Source organism: Porcipelethomonas sp. (assembly GCF_051893655.1).
GTDB lineage: Bacteria > Bacillota > Clostridia > Oscillospirales > Ruminococcaceae > Porcipelethomonas.
In genome coordinates, this window is record NZ_JBJFHN010000122.1 from 15,380 (window position 1) to 30,905 (window position 15,526).

14 protein-coding genes and 1 tRNA gene are annotated in these 15,526 nt (G+C 35.3%); 10 read left to right on the plus strand and 5 right to left on the minus strand.

What is annotated here, in order from left to right:
- Positions 1 to 14: 14 nt before the first annotated feature.
- The 7 genes from ACI4WO_RS07185 to ACI4WO_RS07215 all read left to right on the plus strand — a co-directional run bounded on the left by ACI4WO_RS07185 (position 15) and on the right by ACI4WO_RS07215 (position 7,513).
- Entirely contained in the window at positions 15 to 452 is a 438-nt protein-coding gene (locus ACI4WO_RS07185) for an arginine repressor (protein ID WP_439806875.1), read from the plus strand.
- 3 nt (positions 453 to 455) lie between these two features.
- Positions 456 to 2,123 carry a DNA repair protein RecN gene (gene recN, locus ACI4WO_RS07190; protein WP_439806876.1) on the plus strand — a complete coding sequence of 556 codons (1,668 nt, stop codon included), beginning with the start codon at positions 456 to 458 and terminating at the stop codon, positions 2,121 to 2,123.
- A 14-nt stretch (positions 2,124 to 2,137) separates the two neighbouring features.
- Positions 2,138 to 3,091, plus strand: a complete 954-nt coding sequence (locus ACI4WO_RS07195; RefSeq protein ID WP_439806877.1) for a DnaD domain protein — start codon at positions 2,138 to 2,140, stop codon at positions 3,089 to 3,091.
- A gap of 1 nt (position 3,092) precedes the next feature.
- Entirely contained in the window at positions 3,093 to 4,082 is a 990-nt protein-coding gene (locus ACI4WO_RS07200) for an ATP-binding protein (RefSeq protein ID WP_439806878.1), read from the plus strand.
- Positions 4,083 to 4,373: 291 nt separating this feature from the next.
- Positions 4,374 to 5,786, plus strand: coding sequence for an SH3 domain-containing protein (locus ACI4WO_RS07205; RefSeq protein ID WP_439806879.1), 1,413 nt, complete (start codon positions 4,374 to 4,376; stop codon positions 5,784 to 5,786).
- A gap of 4 nt (positions 5,787 to 5,790) precedes the next feature.
- Positions 5,791 to 6,759 carry a 50S ribosomal protein L11 methyltransferase gene (gene prmA / locus ACI4WO_RS07210; protein ID WP_439806880.1) on the plus strand — a complete coding sequence of 323 codons (969 nt, stop codon included), beginning with the start codon at positions 5,791 to 5,793 and terminating at the stop codon, positions 6,757 to 6,759.
- Positions 6,760 to 6,868: 109 nt separating this feature from the next.
- Positions 6,869 to 7,513, plus strand: coding sequence for an HAD family hydrolase (locus tag ACI4WO_RS07215; RefSeq protein WP_439806881.1), 645 nt, complete (start codon positions 6,869 to 6,871; stop codon positions 7,511 to 7,513).
- A gap of 52 nt (positions 7,514 to 7,565) precedes the next feature.
- Here ACI4WO_RS07215 and hpf read toward each other — a convergent pair whose 3' ends face one another.
- The 3 genes from hpf to ACI4WO_RS07230 all read right to left on the minus strand — a co-directional run bounded on the left by hpf (position 7,566) and on the right by ACI4WO_RS07230 (position 10,376).
- Positions 7,566 to 8,093, minus strand: coding sequence for a ribosome hibernation-promoting factor, HPF/YfiA family (hpf, locus tag ACI4WO_RS07220; RefSeq protein WP_439806882.1), 528 nt, complete (start codon positions 8,091 to 8,093; stop codon positions 7,566 to 7,568).
- A 192-nt stretch (positions 8,094 to 8,285) separates the two neighbouring features.
- Positions 8,286 to 8,957 (minus strand): lactate utilization protein, encoded by a 672-nt coding sequence (locus ACI4WO_RS07225; RefSeq protein WP_439806887.1) that lies wholly within the window; start codon positions 8,955 to 8,957, stop codon positions 8,286 to 8,288.
- Positions 8,958 to 9,017: 60 nt separating this feature from the next.
- On the minus strand, positions 9,018 to 10,376 hold the full coding sequence (locus tag ACI4WO_RS07230) for a hypothetical protein (protein ID WP_439806883.1): 1,359 nt from the start codon (positions 10,374 to 10,376) through the stop codon (positions 9,018 to 9,020).
- A 306-nt stretch (positions 10,377 to 10,682) separates the two neighbouring features.
- Between ACI4WO_RS07230 and ACI4WO_RS07235 the strand changes: the two genes are divergently transcribed.
- Positions 10,683 to 11,438, plus strand: a complete 756-nt coding sequence (locus ACI4WO_RS07235) for an SDR family NAD(P)-dependent oxidoreductase (RefSeq protein WP_439806884.1) — start codon at positions 10,683 to 10,685, stop codon at positions 11,436 to 11,438.
- On the opposite strand, the gene ACI4WO_RS07240 is transcribed toward ACI4WO_RS07235, so the two are convergent.
- On the minus strand, positions 11,435 to 12,550 hold the full coding sequence (locus tag ACI4WO_RS07240) for a bifunctional chorismate mutase/prephenate dehydratase (protein WP_439806885.1): 1,116 nt from the start codon (positions 12,548 to 12,550) through the stop codon (positions 11,435 to 11,437). The genes ACI4WO_RS07235 and ACI4WO_RS07240 overlap by 4 nt on opposite strands.
- Before the next feature lie 185 nt (positions 12,551 to 12,735).
- On the opposite strand from ACI4WO_RS07240, the gene ACI4WO_RS07245 reads away from it, so the two are divergent.
- Both ACI4WO_RS07245 and ACI4WO_RS07250 read left to right on the plus strand, forming a co-directional pair.
- The gene (locus ACI4WO_RS07245) at positions 12,736 to 13,587 is read left to right on the plus strand and encodes a leucine-rich repeat protein (protein ID WP_439806886.1); all 852 of its coding nucleotides are present in this window, start codon (positions 12,736 to 12,738) and stop codon (positions 13,585 to 13,587) included.
- Positions 13,588 to 13,752: 165 nt separating this feature from the next.
- The gene (locus ACI4WO_RS07250) at positions 13,753 to 15,270 is read left to right on the plus strand and encodes a 4Fe-4S dicluster domain-containing protein (RefSeq protein WP_439806888.1); all 1,518 of its coding nucleotides are present in this window, start codon (positions 13,753 to 13,755) and stop codon (positions 15,268 to 15,270) included.
- 124 nt (positions 15,271 to 15,394) lie between these two features.
- Here ACI4WO_RS07250 and ACI4WO_RS07255 read toward each other — a convergent pair.
- Positions 15,395 to 15,468: transfer RNA gene (locus ACI4WO_RS07255), tRNA-Cys, on the minus strand.
- Between the last annotated feature and the right edge of the window lie 58 nt (positions 15,469 to 15,526).

Sequence of the window (15,526 nt, forward strand, 5' to 3'; positions counted from 1 at the left end):
TTCAGAGTATTGCTATGAAAAATAAACGACAGTATAAAATTCTTGATATAATAAAAATACATGATGTAGAAACACAGGAAATGCTTCAAAGCCTGCTTTCTGAATATGGTTTTAATGTCACACAGGCAACAGTTTCCAGGGATATAAAAGAACTGGGACTTGTAAAAAAAGCCGGTGACAACGGAGTGTATAAATACATAGAACCTGCCGCCGGAAACTCAAAACAGAATATTTTCATTGATACTGTGACAAGCATTGATTATGCTATCAATACAGTTGTTATAAAATGTCATAATGGAATGGCTCAGGCTGCATGTGCGGCCCTTGATTCTATGAACTACAGCAGCATTGTGGGGACAATTGCCGGTGATGATACGATTTTTGCTGTAATGAGAACTGAAGAGGATGCATGCAGCTTAGTGGAAACAGTTAAAGAAATGATTTGGGGGTAAAATATGCTGAAAGAACTTTATATTGAAAACCTTGCGGTTATTGAAAAAGCTGTTATCCCTTTTTCGGATAATTTTAATGTTTTTACAGGTGAAACCGGTGCCGGAAAGTCTATCCTGATTAATGGAATCAATGCTGTTCTGGGGCAGAGAGTAACAAGAGATATTGTAAGAAGCGGCTGTAAAAAAGCTGTTATTACTGCTTTGTTTACAAATCTTAATTCTGATATTATACAAAAGCTTGATGAACTGGGAATTTCTCATGAAAATGATGAAATTACTGTTACCCGTGAAATTAATTCTGACGGTGGAAGCGTTGCCAGAATTAATTCCAGAACTGCTTCTGTATCAGTTTTAAAGGAAATCGGAGAACTGCTTGTGACAATTCACGGTCAGCATGATAATCAGATTCTTCTGGCACCTGAAAGGCATATAAATGTTCTGGACAGTTTTGGTGAAACAGAAGATATGATAAGTGATTACAGAAATGATTTTAAGAGATTGCAGTCTTTGGCAAAAAAGCTTGAAAATGCAAAAAAGCTGAGAATAGAAAAGCGTGACCGGATTATTGTTTTGAAAACACGTATTGCAGATCTTAAGGAAGCAGACCTTACTCAGGAGGAATATCAGGAGCTTGAAAATGAATTCCGCCAGATTCAGAATATCGACAGGATCATAAAATCTCTCCAGATTGTTAACTGCATTTTAAATGATGACAATGAAGAAAATGCTATGGATATGATTTCCAAATGCGAGGACGAGCTTTCAGGAATATGTGAGTATTCTGAAGAACTTACTGTACTGTCCGAACGCCTGACTGCTGCAAAAATTGACCTTCAGGATATTGCTAACGAACTTTCAGGTGTTGCTGACAGCTTTGATATTGATCAGGAAAGATTTGAATTTGTGATTTCAAAATATAATTCATTGAATAATTTGCAGCGAAAATATAATTGCGAATATTCTGACCTTCTTACAATGTATAATGATAGTCTGAAAGAACTTTCGGAAATGGAATATTCAGATGAAGATCTGAAAAAAATTACTGATGAAAAAAATGCACTTTTACATCAGGTAACAGATAAAGCAAAGAAAATTTCCAGTCACAGGAAAAAAACAGCAGAAATTTTTGTGAAAAAGGTGACAGAGGAGCTTAAGTTTCTGGATATGCCCAATGTGGTTCTGGATGTGAAACATGATACAGGAAAGCTTACTATAAACGGTATGGACAGCATAGAATTTCTGATTTCTGCAAACAGGGGCGAAAAGCCAAAGCCGATTTCCAAAATTGCCTCCGGAGGAGAACTTTCAAGAATAATGCTGGCATTGAAAAGTGTTATAGCCGATAAGGATTCTATTCCTACAATGATTTTCGATGAGATTGATACAGGTGTAAGCGGAAGAGCTGCTCAGAAAATTGGTATTAAAATCCGGGAGATAAGCAAAAACAGACAGGTTTTGTGTGTTACGCATTTATCTCAGCTTGCTGTTATGGCGGATAACCATCTTTTAATAGAAAAAAATACAATTGGTGATAAAACAGTGACTAGTGTGACAGAACTGGATTTCAAGGGGAGAACTAAGGAGATTGCCCGTATTATGGGCGGTGAAAATCCTAGTGAGCTTATTCTTAAGAGTGCTGAAGAAGAATTGAAAAAAGCACAGAAAATTTAATCAGGAGAATTCAAATGGAATATTTTTTGAATACAGGCTGCTTTGGCTCTGTATTTGCTGTACCAAAATCTATAGTGGATAATTATATAAAGCTTGCAAATGAAGCCTCGATAAAAGTATTGCTTTATATGCTAAGATATAACGAACAGGAACATTCTGCGCAGAAAATTGCTTCTGCATTGAATATTTCAGTGGAACAGGTTGAGGAAGCATTTTTATTCTGGGAAAATGCAAACATATTTTCCAGAAATAATTCTGAAATGGAGTCATTGCCGGTAGTTGAACCTGCTGAAAAAGAAACTCCTAAAAAAGCTAGATCCGTACCAGCCGGGAGACAGAATTTTAATATGAATCCATCTGAAATTGCTGAAAGAGTAGAAAAATCCGAGGAAATAAAGTGCCTTTTTCTTATGGCTGAGGAATCATTCGGAAGACCTCTTAATCATACGGAACAGAGAATTTTTATATGGATTCATGATTATCTGGGGCTGAGTACAGACGTTATTCTTATGCTTACTGCTTACTGCATATCTGTTGACAAAGGTAATATAAAGTACATAGAAACAATTGCGGCTGACTGGAATGAAAGGGAAATCAATACTCTTGAAGCTGCTCAGAAGGAAATAAAACGTCTTGAGGAGTATGGAAGCTTTAACAGTAAAATAATGAAAGCTTTTGGTATGAACCGTAAACCGACTTCAAAACAGCAGGAATATATTGATTCATGGAAGGCTAAAAATTATAGCATTGAACTGATACAATATGCGTATGAAAAAACTATTGAAGCTATTGATAAGCTTAATTTCCCATATATAAATAAAATTCTTGAAAACTGGTATCAAAATGGTCTGGTTACAAAGGAACTGATTGATGGAAATAAAAAGAATAGTCCGGCAAAAACAGAAGAGAAAAATTATTCTTTTGATCTGAATGATATTAAATCACTTGTAAATAATTTCGGAGACTGATATGACAAATAAAATGATTTTGAATGTTGCTCTTGAAGAAATACATCATAGACGCAATATGGGGAATGCTGAAAATAATATGCATTTTGAAGAGATTAACCGTAAAATTCCTGAAATAGGAGAAATAAACAGTCAGCTTGCAAAAACTGGTATGGAAATTATGGGCATAATTAAAAGCGGAGAGAATGTTTCAGGTAAAATTGAAGATCTGAAACGTAAAAATACTCAGGCACAGAGTATTGTAAAAAAACTGCTTAAAGAAAACGGTTATCCGGAAGATTATCTGCAAATAAAATACACATGCGATAAATGCTTTGATACAGGATTTATAAATCACGACAGATGTGAATGCCTGAAAAAGCTCATAGCAAATATTACTGCGAGAGAAATGAATAAAAATTCACAGATAAATTTGTGCAGCTTTGATACGTTTAATATTGATTATTATCAGGGCAATGATATGGAAACTACCAGAAAATACCGGGAAATTATGACGAAAATTTATCGATATTGCAAAAAATATGCAGATAATTTCAGTACGGAAAGTGATAATATCTTAATGTTCGGAAGGACGGGTCTTGGAAAAACTCACTTGTCACTGGCAATTGCAAATGAAGTTCTGCAAAAGGGATATAACGTTTTATATGATTCTTCACTTAATTATCTCCATCAGATTGAAAAAGAGTATTTCGGAAGAGATCAGATGGGCAATGATACGCTAAATGTTTTAATGTCTGCGGATCTTTTAATACTTGATGATTTTGGTACTGAATTTGATAAGTCGTTCTATGTATCTACTATTTATAACATTATTAATACCAGACTTAACAGGGGATTGCCGACTATTATCAGTACCAATATGAACTATGAGGAAATGCTTGAAAAATATGGAGAAAGAATATGTTCCAGACTTTTTACTGTATATACCGGGCTGGAATTTGTAGGAACTGATATTCGTCTTGTAAAAAGAAAATTAGGCATGCAAAACTGATATTTATGTATCATCAAGGAATATATAGGAGCTTTTTTATCTTTTCAAAAGCTCCTTTTTTATTGTATTGTAATTTATTTGTAATTTTTATCTGAAATTTTCTTTTTAATTTACATTTTTGTAAAAAATGCACAATAAATCATGTGAAATATAGACGATTTTATGAATTGAAAAACAATAAAAGTCATGTTATAATTAATAAGTAATCACAAAAGTTACATTTTAATTAAAAATTAAGATTGCTGAATTAAATTAAAGTTACAATTCTATTAAAAAAGGAAGTTGATATTGATGGTCAGAAAAATTAACAAATTTATTTCGTGTTTTATTGCCATAATATTTCTTTTCGGTACTTCAATGAATGTATTTGCAGCTGACAGTTATATGGACTGGACTCAGAGCGATTCACGATGGGGAAGTAAAAAACTCGGATCATGCGGAGATACAATGGCAGAAATAGGCTGTGCAGTTACTTCTATAGCAATTCAGGTTGTTCATTCCGGTTCAGCAAGTGAAAGCTCTTTTAATCCAGGTACGCTTTGTGATTACTTAAGTAAAAATGGTGGTTTTGATAACGACGGAAATGTTTACTGGGGAGCTGTAACAGGACTTGTTTCAAGTTTTACATATGAAAAAAGAGCATATTTTTCTTCTAATACAAAATCCGGAATTACTAAAGAACTGGCAAATTATATTAATCAGGGATATTATATTGTGATGTCTGTTAAATACGACGGACACTGGATCGCAATTGATACTATAAAAAATGGTGAAGTTTATATGATAGATCCGGCGCAGAATAAAAATGACAAACTCTTTGACTATTATGACGCATCCGGTATGCTTCAGGTAAGACTTTACAAGGGAAAGAATACTCCTGCGAAAGTTAATACTTCAACGTCAACCAATTATCTGACAGGGCATTATAAAACTACAGATTACCTGAATCTCAGGAAGTCATACAGCACATCTTCGGATATTCTTCTTACAATTCCAACCGGAACAACAGTAGTTGTTACAAGAGTATATAATAATGAATGGGGTCAGATTGAATATAACGGCAAATCAGGATGGATTTATCTTGAATATACTAAATATACTGAAAGCTCCTATACTTATAAACTCGGTACTTATAAAGTTAACTCAACAAGCGGAGTATATATGCGTTCGGGAGTAGGAGGGCAGAACTCTGCAATATGTGTAATTCCATATAATGCAAGTGTTACAGTAAGTTCTGTAACGGCTAACTGGGGAAAAGTTACATATAATTCTAAAACAGGATATGTGTGCATGGAATATCTGAATTATACAGGAGCAGTAACGACTAAGGCTACAACAACAACTAAAGCGACAACCAAAGCAACAACAAAGGCTACGACAACAACCAAAGCAACAACTAAGGCTACAACAACAACTAAAGCAACAACAAAAGCCACCACTAAAGCAACTACAACAACTACCACGACCACTAAGCCGGTAACTACCACGACAACTACAACAACTACCACGATTCCTCTCATTAAGGGCGATGTCAACAGAGATGGAAAATGCAATAAAACAGATTTGATATTGCTTAATAAATATCTGGCAAAGCCTTTCGATCTGGAATTTCCCATTGAATATGTAATGGATGTTAATAATGATAAGGTGATTGACGAGCGTGATGCTGTTTATCTCTTTAAAAAAATAAATAAAGGAAATTAAGTATATGAACTGGACTGAAGTTAATATTTATACCAAATCTGAAGGCGTTGATATTTTATGTGCTTCGCTTATGGATATTGGAATTAAAGGTTTTGAAGTTAAAGATTCTAATGATTTTAAGGAATTTCTTGCTAATAAGGATGGTAAATGGGATTATATTGATGATGATCTTATGAATTTGAGCAATTGTGAAACGTGTCTGACAGTTTATCTTCCGGATAATTCTCAGGGTGCTGAAATGCTTGTATCACTGCGTTCTGTTTTAAAAAATATGAAAAGCAATGACAGCAATGATATTTTCGGCAGACTGGAAATTGAAATGGAGAATGTCAGAGAAGAAGACTGGGCTAATAACTGGAAACAGTATTTTAAACCGCTTAAGATTGGCAGGAAAATTTTAGTAAAACCGTCCTGGGAGGAATATTCAGGAGATGATGACAGAGTTGTAATTGAAATTGACCCTGCTTCAAGCTTTGGTACTGGTCAGCATAATACTACAAAGCTTTGTCTTGAACTCATGGAAGATTCACTTAAACCTGGTGACAGAGTTCTCGATCTGGGATGCGGAAGCGGTATACTTTCTATTGGTGCTATGCTTTTGGGAGCAGATCATGCGACAGCAGTGGATATAGAAGAAAATGCTGTTGAGACTGCTTTGGAGAATGCCGGGAAAAATCATATCCCTGAGGATAAATATAGTGTATATTGCGGTGATGTAATTACAGATACTGCTCTGGATGAAAAAATAGGTGATCAGTATGATCTGATTACTGCTAATATTGTGGCAGATGTTCTTATTGCAATGAGCAATATTTTCAGGCGGAAAATAAAAAATGGCGGCACATTGATAATTTCCGGAATTATAACAGAACGTAAGGATGAGGTAGTGAATGCTGTTGTAAAATCGGGATTTGAGGTTGTAAAATCTGCCGAAGGCGAAGGCTGGGCAGCAGTTGAACTTAAGGCAATATAAATAAAAAATGCAGGTTTTAACACCTGCTTTTTTATTTGCGAATTTTAAGTAACAGTGATATAATAAATAACAGGGAATGTTACATTACTTTTTAGAATGGAGATTCATTATGAAATTAGCTATTTTTGATTTAGACGGTACTTTGATTGATTCACTGGCTGATATTGCAGAAGCAACCAATTACGCAATGCGTAAGCTTAATTTGCCTGAACATGCCCTTTCTGAGTTTAATTATCTTGTCGGCGATGGTGTAGCAAAACTTATAGAACGTGCTCTTCCGGAAGACAGTCAGGATAAATTTTCAAGTGCTTTGGATTTATATAATTACTATTATAATAATAATTATACTGTAAAAACTTATGTTTATAATGATATTAAAGAAACACTTAATACCTTGAAGAAAAATGGTGTGGAACTTGCAGTAGCCTCTAATAAAACTCATGGATTTACCGAAAATATTATTAATCATTATTTTGGAGACGAATTATTTTCGGCAGTTTTTGGAAAGTCAGAAGGCAGACCTGTAAAACCTGATCCGGCAATTGTCATGGCAGTTATGGATAAATTAAATATCAGTGCCGAGGATACGGTTATGATTGGTGATACATGTATTGATATAAAAACAGGAAAAAATGCCGGAATAAAGACAATAGGATGTTTATGGGGATTCAGAACCCTTGAGGAATTGGTAAGTGCCGGTGCAGATTACATTGCTGACAAACCATCGGATATAATAAAATTTGTATGCGGTTAAAATTAAAAGGGAGCTTATTTAAAATAAAGCTCCCTTATTTTAATAATAAATTTTATTCAGCAGTTGGTTCAAGAACAGCATAGTTACCGTCAGCACGTTTGTAAACAACATTAGTACCGCCGGTTTTAGCATTACAGAACATAAAGAATGAATGACCTAACATATTCATCTGTAAAATAGCTTCATCAACATCCATTGGACGCATTACAAATGATTTATGCTTAATAACTTCATAATTTACCTGTTCTTCAACAGTATCAGCATAAGCCTCTTTGAAAGCAGTATCTTTAAGACGTTTTTCAATTTTAGTTTTATTTTTTCTTATCTGTCGGATAATTATATCAATTACGCTGTCAAGAGCGTCATTCTTATCAGCAGCGGTTCTTTCAGCACGATAAATCATATTATTATATCTTACTGTAAGCTCAAGAATAATTTGATTTTTATGCTCTGCCATTGTAATTTTAGCTTCTGCTTCATCTCCGAAAAATTTACTGAGTTTTGAATTTAATCTGTTTTCCGCATATTCCGGGAAAGCCTGCGGAACCTGCATTTTTTTTGCTGTAATAGTTACTTTCACAATTAATTCCTCCTTAGCCAATTTTCATTGGTTATTTTATGGTCTAATTATAACATATATTTATAACTATTTCAAGTCTTTTTTGAATAAAATGTATAAAAAGCCTGAATTTTCATTGAATTTTCATGAATTATCTTTATATAAAAAATATTTATTAAATCTTATAAATATACAGAATGCAAATATTTTATATCAGTAACCAAGCGATTCAGCCACTAATATAACTTTTATTCTGTCCTTATGCCTTTGTTTTGCACTGATAAGATAATTACAGCATATTCTGTCATCGCTTCCGCATCCGGCTGTCATTTCAGGACATGATTCTTTTGCTAATGCTGCACATTCACCGTTTTTAGCACAGTAAGTATTGCAGTCAAGTCTTACAGCGTTTGCCGGAGCTGCAATTTCCTTCACACGTTTTGCCGCATCTTCAAGATTTTTTACTATTTTGTTATAACCTGCAATTACTATAACGGATTTCGGACCGTATGCTATTGCGGCAATACGGTTGCTGTTTCCGTCCACATTATAAAGTTCACCATTTTCTGTTATTGCATTTGCACTGGTGAAATACGCATCTGCATTGAAACAGCCGATAAAGAAGTCCCTGAGTGTTTCGGGAGTGAAGTTTTTGCGGTCAAGAAGCTTGTAGTCACCGCAGCGAAGAAACTCCATAATACCAGCCTGTTCAAGACTCATTGAACCTCCGCTCCCTATAACATCTCCCTTGTTGATAAGACCTTTTGCAATTTCCGCAGCCTCTTCCTTGGTTTTAGCAATAAACACTTTCATATTATTTTTTTCAAGGGCAGCTTTGGTTCTCTCAAGCCTTAAAGCTATAATTTTTTCAGTATTTTTATCCAGCATTATTATACCTCCGTTTTTTTATATGTATAAAGGGCAGGAATTATCCCGCCCTTTAATTTATTCAGAATCTGTTTTGATTGCAAATGGGTCATATCTCTTTATTGCTTTTTCATTTCTTACAACTTCATATTCATCTACCCATTCATCAAGCTTATCCTGTAAATCGTCAGAGAACATAGAGAATCTTGTGTTTTCTATGCTGTTTTCACTCCACAGATCATCGTCAGTCATACGTTCTGTTATGTCAAGTCTTACAGCAACATAAATTGTATCTTCATCCTCAACTATTTCCGGAACGCCTGTTTTTGCATCATTGTATACCCAGTCATAGAATATCTTTGAAGGATTGTATGTAACATCTTCTTCCTTGGTGTTTTCGTCTGTGGTTACAACTGCAATGATTGTTTCATTTGCATAGGGATCTACAGTTGTAGTTGTTTCTGCTTCTTCATCTGATTCAGAAACTGCTGTTGTAGTTTCTTCTGCGCTTTCATTTTCGTCCGATTCTTCTGATGCTTCTTCTTCATCGGAATCAGTTTCTGCCTCATCTTCATTAATATCAGCTTCGTACTCTGTAGTTTCTGACGGAGCTTCAGTTACTTCTTCAGTAGTTTCCTCTGTTGCTGCCTGAGTGGTAGTTTCTTCACCTGCGGCTTCGGCTGCCTTGTCAGAAACATACTTGTCATATTCTTCCTGCATTGTATCAAATTCTTCAAGCATTGCCTCTTCAGAACCGGCATTTTTTGCTCTTTTCAGGAAATCATCTGCCATATCAGTAATTTCCTTTTTGCCTGCCTCATCAAGATCGTTTCCTTCAGCATCATGAAGGTCAAGACCTACATATTTAACTCTGGCATTATTCTCAATGTAATAATCCTTGATGTCATCTTCCTTTATGCCTTCGCTTCCGCCTTCACCGTAAAGAGCCTCAAAAATTTCCTGGCTTTTATAGGTAGAAGTCATAACTTCTTTAAGTGATTCTTCACCGATACCGTTGCCTTCAAACATAACCGGATTATTTTCATATGCACTTTCAACATATGAATCTATAGAGTCCATATCTTCATCAGAAAGGCTGAGTTCCATTTCATCAAAATGTTTCAGAACAGCTACATGCTCAGAACAGTTTGCAATTGCCTTGTCTTCAACCCACTTAAGAAATTCCTTGCCCTGAATAGTAGTCTTTTTAAGAGCCTTTTCGTCTTCTGTGTCAATTTCACTGTCAGCTTCCTTGGCAAGGTTTTTAGCTTCCTGTAAAGCGGCGTATTGATAATATATGTAAACGCCTGCCTTAACCTGATAGCCGTCAATAGTCAATGCATATGCAGTAGATTTTCCTACTCCGCATCCGGCACATGTAAGAAGCAATGCAGAAGCAATAATGCCTGACAATATTCTTTTTGTTTTCTTTAGCATAATAATCTCCATTCTGCCGCTTTATAAATACAAATAATAATGAAAATCTCCTAAGCGGCAAACAGAGATTTTCGGCATGCTCACCGTCTGATGTACATTCAGCATGAGTCATGTCTGATAATAAACCCTCTAAAAGGTTAATGTTATGTCAAATACCTTTTAATTATACTATATTACTTTTTATAAGTCCATACCTTTGAACGGATTTTTTTAAAATTTCATGAAATTTTCAGAGAATATGGATAACTTTCCAAAAATATGCTATAATAATTTATGAATTTTTATTAATGACAGGAGTAAACTGATATGAAAGTACTTATTACAGGTGCAAGTTCAGGTATTGGAAGGGATATGGCAAAATACCTTTCTGAAAAAGGCTGCAAGCTTATACTTGTATCCAGAAACACTGACAAATTAAAAGAGCTGGAAAATACTTTGAAGACTCAGACAGAAATTATCCAGTGTGATTTGTCAGATGAAAAATCGGTATTTGAGCTTTACAGAAAATGCAAAGACAAAGATGTGGATTTCCTTATAAATAATGCCGGATACGGTCTGTTCGGCGAATTTGATAAAACTGATATACATGATGAACTGGATATGATAAATGTAAATATAAAAGCAGTTCATATACTTACAAAACTGTTTCTTAAAGATTTCAAATATAAAAATCATGGAATAATATTAAATGTAGCTTCCAGTGCGGGATTTATGACCGGACCGCTTATGTCCTCATATTATGCTTCAAAAAATTATGTAGTAAGACTTTCTCTTGCAATAAGAGAAGAACTCAGAAGAAGCAAAAGCAATGTAAAGATAAGCGTATTCTGTCCGGGACCGGTTGATACCAATTTCAATAATCGTGCCGGAGTATCTTTCAGCGTGAAATCAATATCCAGTGAATATGCGGCAAGATATGCAATAGATAAGTGCCTGAGTGGAAAAGCCGTTATAATTCCTACAATTGAAATGAAGCTTGGAGTAATAGGTTCAAAACTTGTTCCTAACGGACTATTGTCAGCAATAGCCTATAATATTCAGCACAGTAAAGAGCAAAATTAAGGTTCTTCGCTGTAATTTCCTAAGAATTTAAAATACTCAAGTTCATCTGATAATTCAATAAGAAGTGATTTTACTTTCGGATCATTAATGTTTCCGGAAAAATCCAGATAAAACATAACATCAAAGCTGCCGTCCGCAATAGGGCGGCTTTCTATTTTTTCAAGGTTCATATTATTTACGAAAAATTTAGTAAGGAGTCTGAAAAGACTGCCCTTGGTATTTGGAATTTCAAGTGTTACCGCAATTGTTTTAGCGTCTTTGGAAATCATGAACTGCTTTGAAATACAAATGAATCTGGTGAAGTTTGGAATCACATCAGAGATGTTTGTCCTGAGAATTTCCATATTATATAATTTTGCACAGTTTTCAGAGCATATTGCAGCACATGGTTTACTGGTCTCAATTACATATTTTGCAGCAGTTGCAGTATTTTTTGATTCAACAGGTTCAAATCCGCTTTCTTTAATAAATTTGGAGCATTGTTTTAATGCCTGAGGATGAGAGTACACTTTTTCAATATCTGAAAATTTCGTACCTTTTTTTACTGCAAGGCAGTTTGTTATTTCTACTTTTACAGTACGTGCAATAAAAACATTATATTTTCTCATTAAATCGTAATTCTGGGTAACCGAACCGGCTGTGGAATTATGTATCGGAATTATTCCGAACTGAATATCACCGTTTTCAACAGCACTGAAAACGTCTTCAAATTCCTGGTAGAAAACTATTTCCTTATCATTGAAAAGCTTTCTTGCGGCAGTTTCTGAATTTGAACCGCTGGTACCCTGACAGCCGATTCTGGCATTACCTGTTATATCGAAGGGAACAGGTTCTATAAAACTTTTATTTTTAAGAAGTTCCTGCTGCTGGAGACATTTGCTTATATCCATAATTTCTGTAAAAAGAGCAGCTGAACTGTCTTCAAGGTGTGCAGGTGCATTATTCCGCACTTTTTTTATAATTTCTTTTTCTCTGCCTTCCTGAAAAATCGGCAGGTTATTTTCTTTTTTGTAAATTGCTACCTGACGGCATAAATCCATTCTTTTTTCAAATGCGCTTAAAATTTCTTTGTCAAGCTTGTCAATCTCATTTCTTAAAAGATCTAAATCCATTTTTTCTTTCCTTTCCTGAAATTATCTATTTTATTATACATGGATTTTAAAAAAAAATCAATCAGGATTTACACAAAGTTGTTAAAATAAGAAAAAATATCATTCCCTGCTGAAAAAATTGACATAAATATTCTCGTGTGATAAAATGTAAATGAAATAATTTTTCAGGAGGACTATTTATTACAATGGTTAAGAGATTTTTGAGTATTGCAGCGGCGTTTCTGTGTTTAGCATGTTTGTTTTCAGGGGTGCAGACTTTGAGTGTTAATGCTGAAACAGGTATTTATGGATATATGACCTATGAAATTATAGATGCAGATGAGGATGGCATTGATTCAGATGATTACGTCCAAATAACTGATTGTGATAAATTGGCAGCAGAGATTGAAATTCCGGAAAAAATTGATGGTTTACCAGTTACTGCAATCAGATATAGCGCTTTTGATAAGTGTTCAAAACTGATAAGTGTTATTATTCCGGATTGTGTTACTTCTATTGGAGGAGCTGCATTTTCCGGATGCTCAAGTCTGACAAGCATAACTATTCCTGACGGTATTTCAAATATTTCTTTGAGTGCTTTTGCAAATTGTTCATCATTAACAAGCGTAACAATTCCGGAGAATGTTACTTCAATTGGAATGTATGCGTTTTCTGGTTGTTCAGGATTATCAAGCATAATAATAAAAAATCCTGAGTGCATAATTGATGAACATGCGATAAGCAATGGCGAAGACGAAAACGGTAACTATTATTTTAATGGTACAATTTATGGCTATGAAAATTCAACAGCACAAGATTATGCTGAAAATTGTGACTATGCATTTGCTTTAATTAGTTCAGAACAGGAAGAAGTTAAAGGCGATGCGAACGGTGACGGTGCATTAAATGTAAGAGATGCTGCATTTATTGCAAAAATGCTGGCACAGGGCAAAGCAAGTGAACTGCCTATGACAGCAGATTTTAATGATGACAATGTTGTAAATGTAAGAGACGCTGCGGCAATAGCAAGATATATGGCGTCCGGATACAATAAATAATAAAAGAAATAACATCCTGAAGAAATCTTCTTCGGGATGTTTTTGTATAAGGTAAAAATTAGCTTTTTTAATAATTATTATCTATTGACAAAAGGATATTCATGAATTAAAATTATATTGTGACTGATTGTGATGTAAGATTTAAGGAGGATAAATTTAATGGAAATGAGAAATGTTTATTCTTCCGTTACAGATATCAGAAGAAAGGTATTTACGGAAGTTGCAAAGCTGGCTTATGAGGGGGGAGATTATAAGGAAAAAATTGTAAATCTGCCTTATAAAATTGTACCTGGAAAGGTTGCGGTATACCGTGAATCAATTTTCCTTGAAAGAGCTATTGTAGAAGAAAGACTGCGTCTTGCAATCGGTTTGCCTATGCGTTCAATTGAGGAGCATGAGTCCGTTGCAGATGGTATTGAAGAAAGTGCTATTGCGGAAAAATATTATGACCCTCCGCTTGTTAATATAATAAAATTTGCATGTAATGCCTGTCCTGAAATGCATTTTCATGTTACTGACTGCTGTCAGGGCTGCCTTGCTCATCCGTGTAAGGAGGTCTGTCCTAAAAAGGCGATTGAAATTATACATGGAAAGTCAGTTATTGATCAGTCTAAATGTATAAAATGCGGAAGATGTCAGAGTGTTTGTCCGTATAATGCAATAAATAAAATGGAAAGACCATGCGCTAAGGCATGCGGAATGGATGCTATAAGCAGTGATGAAAATGGTAAGGCTAAAATTGACTATGATAAATGTGTATCATGCGGAATGTGCCTTGTTCATTGTCCATTTGGTGCAATTGTAGATAAAGGTCAGATTTTTCAGCTTATACATGCTATGAAAACCGGAAAAAAGGTTATTGCTCTTGTGGCACCGGCATTCGTGGGACAGTTCGGACCGAAAGCTTCTCCGGAAAAGATTACAGCTGCAATGAAGAGACTTGGTTTTGACCGTGTGGTTGAGGTCGCAATAGGTGCGGATCTGTGTGCTGTTGAAGAGGCTAAGGACTTTTTAAGAGAAGTACCGGCAAATCAACCGTTTATGGCTACTTCATGCTGCCCTTCATGGTCCGTAATGGCTAAAAAGCTTTTCCCGGAACTTGCTCCTTATATTTCTATGGCAATGACTCCTATGGTTCTTACAGCCAGAATGGTTAAAAAGAAATATCCTGACGCATATATTGCATTTATAGGACCATGTGCTGCTAAAAAGCTTGAGGCAAGCAGAAGGACAGTCCGCAGTGATGTGGATTTTGTTCTCACATTTGAAGAGCTTATGGGAATGTTTGAAGCTAAGAATGTAAAATTTGAAGATATAACTGATGAGGAAAATGTTCCGCTGAATGAGGGTACTGGAGACGGAAGAGGATTTGCAGTCAGCGGAGGAGTTGCAAAGGCGGTTGCTGATGTAATAAAACGTATTGATCCTGAGCGTGAAATTAAGGTTGTTTCAGCACAGGGACTGAAAGAATGCCGTAAACTGCTTCAGCTTGCAAAGGCGGGAAAATATGATGGTTATCTGCTGGAAGGTATGGGCTGTCCGGGTGGATGCATAGCCGGAGCCGGAACATTGACAGATGCGACAAAATCTGCAAATCTTATAAGCAGATATGTAAATGATGCACCATGTAAAAATGCTCTGGATTCCAAATATGAAATAACCTTAGGGATTGTCAAGGAATAATAATTAATAAGTGTTTACTTAAAATACCCGGAATTTAAAAAAATTCCGGGCATTTATCTTATGGTGAGGTAAAATTTATGAGGTAAAATAAAAAATCCTGTCTGAATAACATCAGACAGGATAATGGAGGCGCCACCCAGATTTGAACTGGGGATCAGGGTGTTGCAGACCCATGCCTTACCACTTGGCTATAGCGCCGTAAAATGGAGCGGATTACGAGGCTCGAACTCGCTACCTCCACCTTGGCAAGGTGGCG